This is a genomic window from Sphingopyxis sp. RIFCSPHIGHO2_12_FULL_65_19 (assembly GCF_001830555.1).
In the GTDB taxonomy this organism is placed as follows: Bacteria; Pseudomonadota; Alphaproteobacteria; order Sphingomonadales; family Sphingomonadaceae; genus Sphingopyxis.
In genome coordinates, this window is record NZ_MIAM01000024.1 from 16,980 (window position 1) to 33,073 (window position 16,094).

General features: G+C 65.8%; 16 protein-coding genes and 1 riboswitch. Of the genes, 15 read left to right on the forward strand and 1 reads right to left on the reverse strand.

All coding sequences use genetic code 11. The annotated features are described in order from the left end of the window. Positions 1-121 precede the first annotated feature (121 nt). The 13 genes from A3E77_RS07535 (at position 122) to cobU (ending at position 12,893) form a co-directional block, all read left to right on the forward strand. Positions 122-1,213 carry a Ppx/GppA phosphatase family protein gene (locus tag A3E77_RS07535; RefSeq protein WP_293644836.1) on the forward strand — a complete coding sequence of 364 codons (1,092 nt, stop codon included), beginning with the start codon at positions 122-124 and terminating at the stop codon, positions 1,211-1,213. Continuing rightward, complete coding sequence (locus A3E77_RS07540; protein ID WP_293644657.1) at positions 1,210-1,923, forward strand: RlmE family RNA methyltransferase; 714 nt, start codon at positions 1,210-1,212, stop codon at positions 1,921-1,923. Before A3E77_RS07535 ends, A3E77_RS07540 begins: the two co-directional genes overlap by 4 nt. A 38-nt stretch (positions 1,924-1,961) precedes the next feature. Further along, a complete protein-coding gene (locus A3E77_RS07545) occupies positions 1,962-3,434 on the forward strand; it encodes a S41 family peptidase (RefSeq protein ID WP_293644659.1) in 1,473 nt (490 codons plus the stop codon). 55 nt (positions 3,435-3,489) lie between these two features. Continuing rightward, positions 3,490-3,673: riboswitch (cobalamin riboswitch) on the forward strand. Between the two features lie 143 nt (positions 3,674-3,816). Then, positions 3,817-5,775, forward strand: coding sequence for a TonB-dependent receptor plug domain-containing protein (locus tag A3E77_RS07550; protein ID WP_293644661.1), 1,959 nt, complete (start codon positions 3,817-3,819; stop codon positions 5,773-5,775). Beyond that, positions 5,775-6,326, forward strand: coding sequence for a hypothetical protein (locus A3E77_RS07555; protein WP_293644663.1), 552 nt, complete (start codon positions 5,775-5,777; stop codon positions 6,324-6,326). Before A3E77_RS07550 ends, A3E77_RS07555 begins: the two co-directional genes overlap by 1 nt. Next, positions 6,326-6,733 (forward strand): DUF1636 domain-containing protein, encoded by a 408-nt coding sequence (locus A3E77_RS07560; RefSeq protein ID WP_293644665.1) that lies wholly within the window; start codon positions 6,326-6,328, stop codon positions 6,731-6,733. Before A3E77_RS07555 ends, A3E77_RS07560 begins: the two co-directional genes overlap by 1 nt. Beyond that, the gene (gene cobT, locus A3E77_RS07565) at positions 6,730-7,746 is read left to right on the forward strand and encodes a nicotinate-nucleotide--dimethylbenzimidazole phosphoribosyltransferase (protein WP_293644667.1); all 1,017 of its coding nucleotides are present in this window, start codon (positions 6,730-6,732) and stop codon (positions 7,744-7,746) included. Before A3E77_RS07560 ends, cobT begins: the two co-directional genes overlap by 4 nt. Continuing rightward, on the forward strand, positions 7,743-8,312 hold the full coding sequence (locus tag A3E77_RS07570) for a histidine phosphatase family protein (RefSeq protein WP_293644669.1): 570 nt from the start codon (positions 7,743-7,745) through the stop codon (positions 8,310-8,312). Before cobT ends, A3E77_RS07570 begins: the two co-directional genes overlap by 4 nt. After that, positions 8,309-9,028 (forward strand): adenosylcobinamide-GDP ribazoletransferase, encoded by a 720-nt coding sequence (locus tag A3E77_RS07575; RefSeq protein WP_293644671.1) that lies wholly within the window; start codon positions 8,309-8,311, stop codon positions 9,026-9,028. The genes A3E77_RS07570 and A3E77_RS07575 overlap by 4 nt, the downstream gene beginning before the upstream one ends. Continuing rightward, complete coding sequence (locus A3E77_RS07580) at positions 9,025-10,005, forward strand: threonine-phosphate decarboxylase (RefSeq protein WP_293644673.1); 981 nt, start codon at positions 9,025-9,027, stop codon at positions 10,003-10,005. Before A3E77_RS07575 ends, A3E77_RS07580 begins: the two co-directional genes overlap by 4 nt. Further along, entirely contained in the window at positions 9,998-10,936 is a 939-nt protein-coding gene (cbiB, locus tag A3E77_RS07585) for an adenosylcobinamide-phosphate synthase CbiB (protein ID WP_293644675.1), read from the forward strand. Before A3E77_RS07580 ends, cbiB begins: the two co-directional genes overlap by 8 nt. Next, positions 10,924-12,381 carry a cobyric acid synthase gene (locus A3E77_RS07590; protein ID WP_293644677.1) on the forward strand — a complete coding sequence of 486 codons (1,458 nt, stop codon included), beginning with the start codon at positions 10,924-10,926 and terminating at the stop codon, positions 12,379-12,381. The genes cbiB and A3E77_RS07590 overlap by 13 nt, the downstream gene beginning before the upstream one ends. After that, the gene (gene cobU, locus A3E77_RS07595) at positions 12,378-12,893 is read left to right on the forward strand and encodes a bifunctional adenosylcobinamide kinase/adenosylcobinamide-phosphate guanylyltransferase (protein ID WP_293644679.1); all 516 of its coding nucleotides are present in this window, start codon (positions 12,378-12,380) and stop codon (positions 12,891-12,893) included. Before A3E77_RS07590 ends, cobU begins: the two co-directional genes overlap by 4 nt. 26 nt (positions 12,894-12,919) lie before the next feature. Here cobU and A3E77_RS07600 read toward each other — a convergent pair whose 3' ends face one another. Further along, positions 12,920-13,939, reverse strand: a complete 1,020-nt coding sequence (locus tag A3E77_RS07600; RefSeq protein ID WP_293644681.1) for a formylglycine-generating enzyme family protein — start codon at positions 13,937-13,939, stop codon at positions 12,920-12,922. A gap of 361 nt (positions 13,940-14,300) precedes the next feature. On the opposite strand from A3E77_RS07600, the gene A3E77_RS07605 reads away from it, so the two are divergent. Next, positions 14,301-15,569, forward strand: coding sequence for a tyrosine-type recombinase/integrase (locus A3E77_RS07605; RefSeq protein WP_293644683.1), 1,269 nt, complete (start codon positions 14,301-14,303; stop codon positions 15,567-15,569). A gap of 109 nt (positions 15,570-15,678) precedes the next feature. Continuing rightward, positions 15,679-16,011: a hypothetical protein gene (locus A3E77_RS07610; RefSeq protein ID WP_293644685.1), complete on the forward strand. Its 333-nt coding sequence runs from the start codon at positions 15,679-15,681 to the stop codon at positions 16,009-16,011. The last annotated feature ends 83 nt before the right edge of the window (positions 16,012-16,094 follow it).

Sequence of the window (16,094 nt, forward strand, 5' to 3'; positions counted from 1 at the left end):
TTCTTTGCGTCACAGGCGATTGGGAGGAGGAGCTTGCCTTAAAGCCATGGCAAGCCTAGGTTTGCTGCCAAGTGCACGTTCGCGGTTTTGCGGGCGCGTGAGCAGACAGGTAATAATAGCCATGCGGCAAATGGCAACGCCATCGAGGCGACCGCCGCGGCCCAGCCCGGCGGGTAAAGGACGAAGCAAGACGGGTGGCGATGCGCGCCCGATGCCGATCACGCGGCCGCGCAGCTATGCCGCGATCGACCTTGGCACCAACAATTGTCGGCTGTTGATCGCACGCCCCCAAAATGACGAACTCGTGGTCATCGACGCCTTTTCGCGGATCGTCCGGCTCGGCGAGGGACTGCACGGCACCGGCCGGATCAGCAATGCTGCGATGGACCGCACCGTCGCCGCGCTGTCGATCTGCGCCGACAAGCTGCGCCGCCGCCACGTATCGCTGTCGCGTGCCGTTGCGACCGAGGCGTGCCGCCGCGCGACCAATGGCGAAGAACTCGCCGAGCGCGTACGGCGCGAGACGGGAATTGTCCTCGACATCATTTCGGCTGCCGAAGAGGCACGGCTCGCCGTTCTCGGCTGCCACAATCTGATGGAACCCGGCGACGGCCCGGCGCTGATCTTTGACATCGGCGGCGGTTCGACCGAGCTGATGCGCGTCGACGTGTCGGACGATGACGTCAAGATCCACGACTGGATCAGCGTGCCGTGGGGCGTCGTGTCCCTGACCGAGCATGCTCCGCTGCCCGACGACAGCCTCGCCGGACGTCAGGCCGCCTATGCGCATATGCGCGAGGTGACGCGCGACGCCTTTGCCGCCTTCGCCGGGCGCGCGGAACGCTTTGCCGGGCAATCGCTCCGCCTGCTTGGCACCAGCGGCACCGTGACGACGCTCGCCAGCGTGTTCCTCGACCTGCCGCGCTATGATCGCCGCGCGGTCGACGGACTCGTCGTGCCGTCCGACGCGATGCGCGACATCAGCCGCCGCCTTGCCGATGCCAGCATCGCCGACCGCGCAGAAATCGCGTGCATCGGCCGCGAGCGCGCCGATCTGGTCGTTGCCGGCTGCGCGATCCTCGAAAGCATTATCGACCTGTGGCCCGCGGCGCGGGTCGGCGTCGCCGACCGCGGCATTCGCGAGGGGATCTTGCGCTGCCTTGCCATGCAGGGCCGCGACATCCCGGTGACCCGCCGCGAGTATCGCAAATGAGCGGCGGAAGCGGAAAAGGCGGGAGCGGGCGCGGCGGCGGCCTGCATGTGCGGGTCAAGACCGCGCGCAAGCGCAGCACGTCGTCGACGCGCTGGCTGCAACGGCAACTCAACGACCCCTATGTGCGCCGTGCGCAGGCCGAGGGTTATCGCTCGCGCGCCGCGTACAAGCTCATCGAACTCGACGAGAAATTCGGATTCCTCAAGAAATCGCGCGCCGTCGTCGATCTTGGCATCACCCCGGGCGGCTGGTCGCAGGTCGTGCGCAAGGCGAACCCGCGCGCGCGCGTCGCAGGTATCGACCTGCTCGCGTGCGAACCGATCGAGGGCGTTGCGATCCTCGAGATGGACTTCATGGATGATGCGGCGCCGGACGCGCTGATCGAAGCACTCGGCAGCGCCCCCGACCTGGTCATTTCGGATATGGCGGCGAATACTGTCGGCCACCAGCAGACCGACCATCTGCGCACGATCGGGCTGGCCGAGACCGCCGCCGATTTCGCGGTGCAAAATCTGCTGCCCGGCGGCGCCTTTGTCGCCAAGGTGTTTGCGGGCGGCGCCGACCACACGCTGCTGACCTTGCTCAAACGCCATTTCACGACGGTCAAGCACGCCAAGCCGCCGGCGAGCCGCAAGGGATCGCCCGAACTTTATGTCATCGCGCAAGGCTTTAAGGGTCGCAGCGACGGCAGCGATGTTGACATGGAATAGCTACGCGAATGGGTCGCACCACCGGGGGGAGAATATTGATGGGCAAGTCGAGGCAGTCGGTCGCGGCTGTGACGCTGGCGGCGTTGATGCTGGCATCGTGCGGCGGCGGCGGCGGAAGCGATGGGAGCCTGGGCAGCGGCGGCACCGTCACGGTTCCGCCGACACCCACGCCGACGCCGACACCCACCGCCAACTGCGGCCTCGCGGCGCGCCAGTCCTTTGCCAAGGCGGTGATCGACGAATGGTATCTGTTCCCGAACGATGTTGCGAACGGCGTCAGCCCTTCGAGCTACAGCAGCGTCCAATCCTATATCGACGCGCTGGTCGCGCCTGCGCGCGCGCTGAACAAGGATCGTTTCTTCACCTACATCACCTCGATCGCCGAAGAGAACGCCTTTTACGCTAGCGGGTCGAGCGCCGGTTTCGGTGTCCGCCTGGCTTATGATGCCGCGAACCAGCAAATCGTCATCGCCGAAGCCTATGAAGGCGCCCCCGCCTTTGCCGCGGGAATCGATCGCGGGACCGCGATCGTAGGGATCGGCACGACAAGCGGCAATATCCGCAGCGTGTCGAGCATCGTCGCGGCCGAGGGGACCGCTGGCCTGACCAGCGCGCTCGGTCCCAACGACCCCGGGGTCAGCCGTGTGCTGCGCATCAGCGACGCGGCGGGCACACGCGACGTCACGGTGGCAAAGACCGACTATGCGCTCGATCCGGTTTCGGACCGCTACGGCGCCAAGGTGATCAGCGAAGGCGGGCGCAATTATGGCTATATCAACCTGCGCACGTTCATTTCGTCGGCCGACCAGCAGCTGCGCACGGCATTCCTGAATTTCCGGAACCAGGGCGTGACCGATATCATCATCGATTTCCGTTACAACGGCGGCGGACTGGTTTCGACCGCCGAGTTGATGGGCGACCTGCTGGGACGCAATCGCACGTCGAGCGAGATTTTCTCGCAGCTGAATTTTCGCCCATCGAAAGCGTCGAATAACGAGACACGCTATTTCGCGGCGCAGCCCGAATCGATCGCGCCAACGCGCATCGCCTTCATCGGCACCGGGTCGACCGCATCGGCGAGCGAACTGGTGATCAATTCGATGCTGCCGTATCTTGGCACCAGCATGACGCTCGTCGGCGCCAACACCTATGGCAAGCCGGTCGGCCAGATCGCGCTCGACCGGGCCGAATGCGACGACCGCATGCGTGTGGTTGCCTTTGCCACCGCCAATTCGGCGGGTGCGAGCGACTATTATGACGGGCTGGCGCCGAAGATTGCGAACAGTTGCGCCGCGAACGACGATCTGAGCCTGCCGCTGGGCGACCCGCGCGAAGCGTCGGTGCGCGCGGCGATCGGCTTTCTTTCGGGCACGGCCTGCACCACCCGCATCGCCGACGCCAGCGCCGGGGCCGCGGCGCGCAGCAGCCGCTCGCCGGCCATGGCGCGGCCGGAAATGCTGATGGCCGATCGTCCCAGCGCGGCGCAGCGCGACCTGCCGGGGCTGTTCTGACCCCGCGCCGTTTAATCCATCGCAGCAATTGACCGCAGCGGCAGAAACGGGCTAACGGCCGCGGCAAGCGACAGGTTCCCCGGTGACGGGGACGAAGAGGGAACGGGAAAACCCCGGCTGCCCCTGCAACTGTACGCGGCGAGCCATCGGCCACATGCCATTGGGACTTCGGTCCCGAGAAGGCGGCCGACCGGCGCTGACCCGCAAGCCAGGAGACCTGCCCGTCGCCGTCGTCTTTCGACCGGACAGGGTGTGCCGGGCGGACGGGGGTGAACCCGCATGACGACAAGCTTGGCCGCGTTCGCGCGCGGGCGGTGTCGTGCGTCCCCACAGGACGACCGCATCGACCGTACGCGTGGGCGGCATTGTCGATGGGTGTTCTATGTTCCAATCTGTTTTCCGAAGTTCGATCTGCCTTGCCGCCATCGCGGCCTCCTCCTCCGCAGCCGCCGAGGACGCATCGTCCGCGCACGCCGTCGCCGCCGACAGCGACAGCATCATCGTCACCGCAACCCGCGTGCCGCTGACGCTCGACGAAGTGCCGTCGTCGATCGCCGTGCTCGACAAGGCCGCGATCGACCGCGCGCAGGACATCGGCGTCACCGAATTGCTGCTCCGCACGCCGGGCATCAGCATGTCGCGCAACGGCGGTTATGGCACGTCGACCTCGCTGCGCATCCGCGGCGGCGAATCCGAACATACCGTGGCGGTGATCGACGGCGTGAAGCTCAATGACCCGTCGTCGACGGGCGGCGGCTTCAACTTCACCAATCTGCTCGCGGGGGATATTTCGCGGATCGAGGTGCTGCGCGGGCCGCAGTCGATCCTGTGGGGGAGCCAGGCGATCGGCGGGGTCGTCAACATCGTCACCGCGTCGCCCGACAAGGGCATCGAAGGCAGCTTCGATCTTGAAGCCGGATCGCGTCAGACCGTCAGCGCACGCGCCGCGATTGGCGGCCGCACCGGGCCGCTCGCCTGGCGCATCGGCGGCCAGCGTTTCACCACCGACGGCATTTCGTCGCACGCCAGGGCGTTCGGAGGCGTCGAGCGTGACGGCTATCGCAACAGCAGCGTTTCGGGCCGCGCCGAACTGGCGCTCGCCGACAATCTCAGCGCCGAAGTGCGCGGCTATTATTCAAGCGGCCGCGTCGAATTCGACGGCTTCAACACCGACAGCAACGACTTTGGGTTGAACAAGGAATTCGTCGGCTACACGGGGCTCAATTTCGACCTCATCGGCGGACGATTCCGCAACCGCATCGCTTATGCCTATACCGATACCAACCGCGACAATTTCAATCCTGACCGCGCACGCCCGCGCAGTTTCGAGGCCGACGGCAAAAACAAGCGCTGGGAATATCAGGGCAGCTTCGATTTTACCGACCGCATAAGCGCAATCTTCGGGGTCGAGAATGAACGCTCGGACTTCCGCAGCCGTTCGCCCTCGGCGTCGCTGGCGATCCCGCTTCCCGCTTTTGTACGCGGTAAGGCGGAACTCACGAGCGTTTATGGGCAATTGAGCATCGAACCACTCGACGGTCTGACGCTCAATGGCGGCGTCCGTTATGACGATCATGACCGCTATGGCGGGCAGACCTTGTTCGCGGCGGGCGGCGTCTGGCGCCTCGCCACCGGCACCGTGCTGCGCGCGAGCTATGGCGAAGGCTTCAAGGCACCGGGGCTCTACCAGCTGTTCAGCGAATATGGGAATGTCGGGCTCGACCCCGAAGAGGCGCATGGCTGGGAAGCGGGGATCGAACAGCATTTGTTCGGTCGCACACTTGTTGTCGGCGCGACCTGGTTTGACCGCACGACGGCGAACCAGATCATCTATAACGGCTGCTCGTCGCCCACGACGGACCCGCTCTGCACCGTGCCCGGCAGCAACCCGCCCATCCAGCGCTTCGGCTATTATCTGAACGTAGCGCGCAGCGAAGCGCACGGCGTCGAGGCCGCCGCTGCGCTGACACTTGGCGGGTTCACGCTCGAGGGCAATGGCAGCTGGATCGTCGCCGAGGACCGCTCAACCGGGGCCAATTCCGGCAACTGGTTGCCGCGGCGTCCGCGCCACATGGCGAATCTATCGGCAATCTATGCTTTCGGTTTCGGGCTCGAACTCGGCGCGGCGCTACGGTGGTCGGGCAAAAGCTACGACAATGCGAGCAATGCGCAGCGGCTCGACGATTATACGCTCGTCGACTTGCGCGCTGAATATGCGCTTTCGGACGCCGTGAAACTGTTCGCGCGCGCCGAAAATATCTTCGACGAAGAATATATGACCGCCTACCGCTATGGCTCGATCGGCCGTAGCGTTTACGCCGGTATCCGGGGGCGCTTCTGATGGCCGCCGTGTCGCAGCGCAGCGCGTCAGCGCTGTGGATCGCATTGCTCACGGCGGCGAGCATGGTGACGACGCTCGCGCTCGGCTGCGCGACGCCATTTCCCTCGCTCGCGGCGCTCGCAGCGGTGCATATGCGCCGCCGCGACGGCCTCGCGCTGATGTTGCTCGCTTGGGCAGCGAGCCAGTTCGTCGGTTTCGTTCTGCTCGGCTATCCACGCGACGGGAGCACGCTGGCGTGGGGAGCCGGACTGGGCACCGCGGCGGTCGGGGCTATGCTTGCCAGCCATGCGGCGCTGCGGGCGGCGGATCATCGTTCCGTCGCGGCGCGGCTCAGCCTCGCTTACGCAGCGGGGTTCACCGCGTTCAAGGGCGTCATATTGCTCTGGGCGCTCGTGCTCGGCGGACTGCATACCGCAATGGCGCCCGACCTGCTTGCCGAACAGTTCGTGCGCAACGCGGCAATATTGATCGGGCTCTATGCCGTTTATCGCGCGCTTGTCGCCGCGGGGGTTCCGCCGCCCCTGCCCATGTCCGCCGCGGCGACCACCTGATGCTGACGCGCGTCGACCCGGGTCCGGCGGTGGTGGTGTGCAACACCTGTCGCCACAGCCGTTCGGCCCAGGTCGATGGCGAGGGTGTGCGTGGCGGCGCGCGGCTCGTTGCGGCGCTGAACGAAATCAAGGCAGGCGAGCCGCGCTACGCGGGCATCGCGGTGCAGGAAATGGCGTGCCTGTTCGCCTGCCAGGACCATATCACCGTCCATCTGCGCGCGCCGGGGAAGGTCGGTTATGTGCTGGGCCGCTTCACCGGCGACGCGGCATCGGCACGCGCCATCCTCGAATATGCGGTTCATTATGCCGCCAGCGAGCACGGCCGCGTCGCCTTTTCGCTTTGGCCCGACGGTATCAAAGGCCATTTCATCACGCGCACGCCGCCACCAGGATATATCGCCGAATGACCCGCTTTGCTTCCGCCCAGACCTTCAGCGCAGCACTCGCGAATTTGCCGGGCCCGGACGACAGCGCCGCAACCGATGCCCGCGTGCGGCAGGGTGAACTCACCAAACCTGCTGGCTCGCTGGGTCGGCTCGAGGAACTGGCAGTCTTTTTCGCCGGTTGGCAAGGCCGGGCGCGCCCGCAAATCAACCATGCGCGCGCCGCAATCTTTGCGGGCAATCACGGCATCACCGTGCATGGCGTCAGCGCCTTTCCGCCTGGCGTGACCGCACAGATGGTCGCCAATTTCGCGGGTGGCGGCGCAGCGATCAACGCCCTTTCCGGCGCGGCGGGACTGGAACTCTCCGTCGTCGCGCTCGACCTCGACCGGCCGACCGCCGATTTTACCGCCAACGCTGCGATGGACGAGGCGGAATGCCTCGATGCGCTGAACCGCGGCGCGGCGGTCGTCGACGCCGATCTCGACCTGCTCGTGCTGGGGGAGATGGGGATCGGCAATTCGACCGCGGCGGCCGCGCTCTGCGCGCGCAGTTACGGCGGCAGCGCCGCTGAGTGGGTCGGTCCGGGCACGGGGATCGACGGTTATGGAGTCGCGCGCAAGGCCGCGGTCGTCGATCAGGCCATCGCCTTTCACGCCGACGCGCCGCACGCGGCGTTCGACACGCTGCGACGCGTCGGCGGACGCGAGATTGCGGCGATTGCGGGCGCGATCCTCCGCGCCCGCCAGCTCGGCGTCCCCGTGCTGCTCGACGGCTTCATCTGCACCTCGGCGATCGCCCCGCTTGCCGCCGACAATCCCGCCATCGTCGACCATTGCATCGCGGGCCATTGCTCGGCCGAACCGGGACATAGGCGCCTTCTCGGCCGACTGGGGCTTGTGCCTCTGCTGACGCTCGACATGCGGCTGGGCGAAGGCAGCGGCGCGGCGGTCGCCGCGAACATCGTCCGCAGCGCGCTCGCCGCGCACGACCGCATGGCGACCTTTGCCGAAGCTGCGGTGTCGGCGTCGCTGTGAGCGGATTCACGCTTCATCTTCTGCGCCACGGCGCGCCCGAAACCCCGGGACTGCTGATGGGCCGCACCGACGGGGAGCCGACCCGCGAAGGCATCGCCGCGTGCATGGCGCAAGCCGAAGACCTTGGTATCGAACAGCTGATTACGTCCGACCTTCGTCGCTGCCACGCCGCGGGCAAAGCGATCGGCGCGGCGCTGGACAAACCGCTCATTATCGACCCGCGCTGGCGCGAACTCGATTTCGGCGATTGGGACGGTAGTGCGGCGAGCGCCATCGATCGCGACGCGCTCGGCCTTTTCTGGAACGATCCGGACGCCCATCCGCCGCCTGGCGGCGAACGCTGGTCGGCGCTCGCCGCGCGCGTGTCGGCAGCGATCGGGGATCTGGCGCCCGTCCCGACACTGGTCGTCACCCATGGCGGCGCGATGCGCGCCGCGCTCCACAGCCTCTGCGGGTTCGACCAGCGCCAGCTCTGGGCCTTCGACCTGCCCTATGCCGCGCTGCTTTCGCTCCGCGTCTGGCCGAGCAACAAACCAACTGCTCAGATTTCAGGCCTTTATCCATGAAGGGATTGATCGTCGCGGTCCAGTTCCTGACCCGGCTGCCGACCCCGCGCGTCGCGGCGTCGAGCGAGGAGTTCGCCGCGTCGATGCGCTGGTTTCCGGCGGTCGGATTGATCGTCGGTGCGCTCGTTGCCGGCGCAGGATGGGCCGGGGCACGGATCGATCCCTGGACGGGCGCCCTGGGAGCGCTGATCGTCTGGGTCGCGGTGACGGGCGCGCTGCACCTCGACGGGCTGGGCGACATCGCCGATGCGAGCGGAGCGGCGCACAAAGATCGCGCGCGCATGCTGGCGGTTCTCGGTGAGCCGCACGTCGGCAGCTTCGCGGTGGTCGCGATTGCATCGCAGTTGATCGCCAAGCTCGTGTTGCTTCACGCGTTGCTCGACGTCCACGCCTTTTTCGCCATCGCCCTCACCCCCTTCGCTGCCCGTATCGGGCCGCTATTATGGTCGCGCGCGCTGCCCGACCTCCATGCCGGGCTCGGTTCCCAGTTTCGCGGGGCCGTCCGGCCCGTCGATTTTGCGGTCTGGAGCCTTCTTCTGATCGCGGCAGCCTGGGTTTCGCCCTCTCTGCTCGCCGCGCCGCTGGCCTTCCTGTTCTGGATCTGGTGGCTGATGCGCCGGATCGGCGGCATTTCCGGCGACGGGCACGGCGCGGGGATCGAAATTGTGGAAAGCCTTTTGCTCGCTGCGGCGCTGCTGCTGGCCCATCTGGCATGAGCCATGAATGGACCTGGCACGGCGGCAACCTCCAGGCCGCAAAACGCCGGTTTGGCGGCTCCGACTGGATCGACCTGTCGACCGGCATCAATCCGCACCCCTGGCCGGGTGCGGCAACGATGGGGTTCGACTGGCAGCGATTGCCCGACCCCGATTCGCTGGCGCAGCTCGAAGCGGTCGCCGCCGCCTGTTTCGGCGTCGATACACGGCATGTCTGCGCGGTGCCTGGCACCGAAATCGGCCTGCGTCTCGTCGGCGCGCTGATCGGCGGCCCCGCGCGGCATGTCGTCCCCGGCTATCGCACCCATGGCGCGATGATCGTGGGGAGCGCCGCGGTCGAATGGTCGGAAATAGGCGATCCGGCGAGCCATCTGATCCTCGCCAATCCGAATAATCCCGACGGGCGCATCGTCACCACCGGCGCGATACAGGCGTTGCTGGCGCGCGGCGACCGATGGCTGCTGGTCGACGAGGCCTTTGCCGACGCCGATCCGGCATCGAGCGTGGCGGCATCGGTCGGCAATGACCGACGGCTGATTGTCTTCCGTTCGTTCGGCAAATTCTTCGGTCTCGCAGGAGTGCGGCTGGGCTTCGTTCTGGCGCCGGAGACCATCGTCGCCGCCTTGCGCGAGCGGCTGGGCGCATGGCCGCTGTCGGCGGCGGCCATCGCGATCGGGACGGCGGCCTACGCCGATGGCGAATGGATTTCAGCGACGCGCCGCCGTCTCGGCAACGAGGCGGCGACGCTCGACGCCATGCTGGTCGACAAGGGGTTTCAGCCCGTGGGTGACTGCCCGCTCTTTCGCCTGCTCGACGTCAACGACGCGCACGGATTGTTCGAGCATCTGGCCCGCAGCGCGATTCTCTCTCGTCCCTTTGCAGAACGGCCACGCTGGCTTCGCCTCGGCCTGCCTGCCGATGCAGCCGCGCGGACGCGGCTTGCCGCTGCGCTCGACGCGATGCACGCCAATGGCTGAACCGATCGCGCTCACCGCGCTCGCGCTCGACGCCGCATTCGGTTGGCCGAAGCCACTCTATGGGCGGATCGGTCACCCGGTCGGGCTGTTCGCGCGCATTGTCGCCCATTGCGACGCATGGTGGAACCGCCCCCAATATCGTTTCGCGGTGCGGCGTGCGCTCGGCATTCTTGCCCTCTTCGTGCTGCTGACCATCGCGGCGGGTCTCGGCTGGGCGGCGCAACGCCTGTCGCTTGCCGTCTTTGGCGCATGGGGCTGGATCGGCATCGCGATCCTTGCCTGGCCTGCGCTCGCGCAGCGCAGCCTGTTCGATCATGTCCGCGCGGTCGGCGAACAGATCGACGCCGACGACCTCGCACAAGCGCGCACTGCCGTCGGCTTGATTGTCGGGCGCGATACCGCCGCGTTGGACGCGGCCGGCGTGGCGCGGGCGGCGATCGAAAGCCTGGCTGAAAGCTTTTGCGACGGCATCGCTGCACCGCTGTTCTGGCTGCTCCTGCTCGGCTTGCCGGGCATATGGGCTTACAAGGCGGTCAACACCGCCGACAGCCTGATCGGCCATCGCGAGGATCGCTGGCGCGCGTTCGGCTGGGCCGCCGCGCGCACCGACGATCTCGCCAACTGGATTCCCGCACGGCTGGCGGGCGTGCTGATCTGCGTTTCGGGTGGTCGCGGCTGGCGCATTCTGCGACGCGATGCGCACCGGCACGCGTCGCCCAACGCCGGCTGGCCTGAAGCAGCAATGGCGGGCGCACTGGGGCTTCGGCTTGCAGGACCAATCGCCTATGACGGCGTGATGCACGACAAGCCATGGATCGGTGACGGCGACAGCCACGCGGGCGGCGAGGATATCGATCGCGCGCTCGCCGTCTATGGGCGCGCGTGCCTGCTCTTGTGGCTGATCGCGGGCGGTGCGTCGTGGCTGCGCTGATGTTGCAGGGCACCGGCTCCGACGTCGGCAAGTCGGTGCTGGTCGCCGCGCTGTGCCGCGCGCTCGCCAACCGTGGGCTCCGCGTCCGTCCCTTCAAGCCGCAGAATATGTCGAACAACGCCGCGGTCACCGTCGACGGCGGCGAGATCGGCCGCGCGCAGGCGCTCCAGGCGATCGCATGCCGCACCCCGCCGCACAGCGACATGAACCCGGTGCTGTTGAAACCGCAGACTGACCGCAGTTCGCAGTTGATCGTCCACGGCCGCGTGCGCGGGACGCTGGGCAGTGGCAATTTCCGCGAAGCGCGCGGCGCGCTGATGGCCGAGGTGCTGGAAAGCTACGCGCGGCTGCGCGCACAGTGCGACATCGTGATCGTCGAGGGCGCAGGATCGCCCGCCGAGATCAACCTGCGCACGGGCGATATCGCAAATATGGGCTTCGCGCGGGCCGCGAACGTGCCCGTCATACTGATCGGCGACATCGACCGCGGCGGCGTGATCGCCTCGCTCATCGGCACGCGTGCGGTGATCGAGCCGGAAGATGCGGCGATGGTGCGCGGCTTCCTGATCAACAAGTTCCGCGGCGACCCCGCGCTGTTCGAGGACGGCTATCGGGCAATCGAGCAACGCAGCGGCTGGCCCGGCTTTGGCGTCATCCCCTGGCTGAAGGCAGCGGCGCGCCTGCCAAGCGAGGATGCGGTAATCCTCGAACGGCCCGCCGACCCGCGCGACGGCCGTCGGCTGATCGCTTGCCCGATCCTGCCACGCATATCGAACTTTGACGATCTCGACCCGCTGAAACTCGAATCCGGGATCGAACTGATGATGGTGCCGCCGGGCCGGCCGATTCCCGCCGAGGCGGCTGTCATCGTGCTGCCGGGCTCGAAAGCGACGATCGCCGATCTTGCCGCGCTGCGCGCCGAAGGCTGGGATATCGACATCCTCGCGCACCACCGCCGCGGCGGCCCGATCATCGGCCTGTGCGGCGGATATCAAATGCTTGGGCGCCGGATCGCCGACCCGCTCGGCGTCGAAGGCGTGCCCGCCGCGATCGACGGGCTGGGCCTGCTCGACGTCGAAACGACGCTGTCCCCCGCAAAGACGCTGCGCCATGTCCGCGGCAAGGCATTGGGCGCCGCAATCGAGGGATATGAGATGCATATGGGCGAAACCAGGGGACCCGGCATCGAACGACCATTCGCCCGCCTCGAAGATGGCACGCGCGACGGCGCGATCAATGCTGCGGGCAACGTCATCGGCTCCTACTTGCACGGCCTGTTCGGGTCGGCCGAGATGCGGCGCGCGTTTCTGGCCCGGATCGGCGTCGCGGGGGGCGGGCGCGACTATACCGCCGACGTCGATGCGGCGCTCGACGAGATCGCCGCCGAATTCGCCGCGCATGCCGACATCGACGGCCTGCTGCGGATCGCGACGTCGGACGCATGACTGCGCTGTTCGTACTCGGCGGCGCGCGGTCGGGCAAAAGCCGCTATGCACAGCACCGCGCCGAAGCCGCCGAGGGCAGTCCCGTTTTTGTCGCCACCGCCGAGGCATTTGACGACGAGATGCGCGCTCGCATCGCACAGCATCGTGCCGACCGCGATGCGCGCTGGCACACGGTCGAGGTGCCGCGCGACCTTCCTGTCATGATCGACACGCTCAACGCGCGCGACGCGGTCTTGCTTGTCGATTGCCTCACAATATGGACGTCGAACCTGCTGCTCGCCGACGCCGATATTCCGGCCGGAACGGCGCAGCTATGCGCCGCAATCGATCGTTTCGAGGGGCTGTTGATCCTGGTCGCCAACGAAGTCGGGCAGGGCATCGTGCCGGACAATGCGCTCGCCCGGCGCTTTCGCGACGCGGCCGGACTGGTCAATCAGGCGGTCGCCGCTTCGGCAGACGAGGTCGTACTGGTCACCGCCGGACTTCCGCTTACGCTCAAGCCGCGGGGATAGGCCCGCGCAGGGCCGCGTGCGCGATATCAGGCCTTCGGCGCCCTGTCATAGACGAGGCGAAAGCCGACGTTGCTCGTGCCGAGGCCAGGGTCGCGGCCCTGCCGCGCGGCCGGCCGATAGCGCTGGCAATAATTGGGAGCGCACAAATAGCTGCCCCCCTTCACGGTCCGCGACGGCATCCCCGGATTCAGCGGGTCATAGGCATCGGCCTCGTCGGGGCCCTTGGGATTATCCCGATCGCCGGGATTGTGACCAGGTTTGAAGAAATCCGCCGTCACTTCCCAGACGTTGCCGACCATGTCGTAGAGTCCGTTGGAATTGGGTTTGTAACAGCCGACCGGCGACACGCCCTTGAACCCGTCACTTTCGGCATTGTAGTTCGGGAAAGCGCCCTGCCAGCTGTTCGCTTCTTTCGGCTGGACATTCTTCGACCGCTGCCCCGCGCTCGCCGCATATTCCCATTCGGCCTCGGTCGGGATGCGCCCGCCCGCCCATTTGGCATAGGCGACCATATCGTCCCACGCGAGGTGAACGACGGGTTCGTCGGCAACCTGGTCGGCGCCAGCGGGGCCATAAGGCTTTTTCCAGTTCGCGCCGGGCACATATTTCCACCAGTCGGCATAATTGTTCGACGGGAAATCGGGCGGGGTGAATACTGCCGATCCGGCCTTCAGCATGTCGGGTGGGATCTGTTCGACGGGCACCCGAAATTGTTTCGGATCGACGGGTTTTTCGGCAATCGTCACATATCCGGTCGCTTGCACGAAGGCAGCGAACTGTCGGTTCGTCACTTCATGCGGGTCGATCCAGAAACCGGCAACGGTCGTTTCGCGGACCGGGCCTTCCTCGGCATAGACATCGTCCTCACCCATCGTGAAAGAGCCGCCAGCAAGCTTGACCGGCGTATCCGCGATCGCAGGACATTTGCGCGGCGTCGCCGCGGCATCCGCGGCCGCCTTGGTCGCGTCACCAGCGTCGCAAGCCGACATCAAGCCCAGGAGCGCCCCCGCGAGGAGGGGAAACAAGGTCGAACGGGTCCCCATCATCGCATCCCCTCGCCGCCATCCGGCCACGGGTCAATGGACAATCATGCAAAGAGGAATTGCGCCCGCAACATGCCGAAGCCCCTGACGAGCCCATGCCCCGCCCGTGACGACCGAAAAATTGTCGCTTTCGCAGAAAACTGGAGCGGGCGAAGGGATTCGAACCCTCGACCCCAACCTTGGCAACTTGCCGTTCTACCTTTTCGATACTTTCCGATACTACGCTATCTCCCTATTTTTACACAATTTATTGAAAACCTATTCGACCTAATGTATCCTGCGGCCGTCCCCTTTTCCCGCGAATTTGGAGACACATTGGAGACACGGACGATTTTCGAGGCTGTGTCTCCAGCAGGAGGTGCGCATGCCGATAGTGAAGTTGACCAAGCGGGCCATCGACGCCCTCGTTCCGCCAAAAGCGAAACAAGTCATTCTGTGGGATACCGAGGTGAAGGGCTTCGGTCTTCGGATCATGGCGTCGGGTATCAAGACCTTTGTCGTCCAGTATCGAAATGCCGAGGGCATCAAGCGTCGTATGAACCTCGGACGATTTGGCGTGCTGGCTGTCGACCAGGCTCGCGATCTCGCGAAACTGAAACTAGCTGAGGTCATTGTCGGAGAAGACCCCGCCGACAAGGCTCGCCAGGTGCGCAAGGGTATGACGGTTTCCGAGATGTGCGACTGGTATCTCGAGGAGGCGCGGGCCGGGAACATCCTGGGCCGAAAGAACGTCCCCATCAAAACATCGTCGCTCGACCTGGATGAGAGCCGCATCCGCACGCATATCGGCCCACTGATCGGCAACCGGATCGTCAAGCACCTCACAATTGCGATCGTCGAGCAGATGCAGACCGACGTGAAGAACGGCAAGACCGCAAAGCCCCGGACGGGAGGTCGTGGCGGAAAGGCAACCGGTGGCCCCGGCGTCGCGGGTCGCTGCGTCGGCACGCTCCAGGCGATCCTCGGCCACGCCAAGCATAAGGGCCTGCTCGACACGCATCCCACGCTTGGCGCCAAGAAACTCGCCGGAAAGAAGAGAACACGGCGACTGAGCACCACCGAGATCGAGATGCTCGGAAAGGCGATCGCCTATGCCGAGGCGAACGGGGAAAACCCGGTCGCCCTTGGCGTGCTGCGCACTTTGCTCCTGACCGGCTATCGCCGTCAGGAAGGCCAAGCGATGCACCGCAGCTGGCTGCACCCCGATCGCGGCTACGTCATGTTTCCCGACACCAAGGGCGGCGCGCAAATTCGCGCGATCGGGCCCGCCGCAATCCGTGTGCTCGAAGCGCAGCCGGAGATTGCCGGCAACCCGCATCTGTTCCCATCGGCGGTCGGCCACGGCCCGTTCACCGCGGTCAGTGATTGCCTGAGGCGCGTATGCGTGTTGGCCGGCATCAAGGGCGTTACGCCGCATACGCTTCGTCATACTTTCGGAAGCGTCGCCGGCGATCTCGGGTTTTCAGAACTCACAATTCGCGCCATGCTGGGCCATGCCTCCCAGAATGTGACGCAAGATTATGTGCACATCGACGAAGCGCTGAAACTTGCCGTCCAGCGAACCTCCGACGAGGTTGAACGACTGCTGGATCGCGGCGCTGAAAAACATCGTTCGATGCGTCTGGCTGCTTAGTCGTCAAGCCGCTGGGCGAGCCTTCCAACCAACGCGCGCTGTCGGAATGTCAACGACGCGTCATCTCATCAAGATCAGGTGCCGTTTGCGATAATCTCTTGAATTATGAGTGGTCGCCTCAGACTTCACTCGTTCGAAAATATTTGGTAGAATTTCGCACAAGGAATCGGTCGAATCACGAGGGTCGCTCCGGGTGAAATCGCACTCTGAAAACGAGGTCTGGGATTGCGTTCGCGAGGCCGAGAGCCAATTTGGCGATGAGGCCGAGGCCGTCATTGCAAAGCGTATCCATGAACTGACTGCAGCAAGAGAATTTACCGAGGCGACGTTCTGGTCCGCCGTTGCTGCCCGGCTGAAGGATTTGCACCGCATCCGATTTCCGGAAAAAACGGTGCTACCCGCTCTCCTAGACGCAAGCGATAACCGCCGCGGGGCGTCATAGACAAGTCGGCGACCGGATTTGGCAGAAACGGTCGCCTGCCGGTGAAGGTCTCTTCCGGTATCGGCTAATTACCTCAGCTTCTC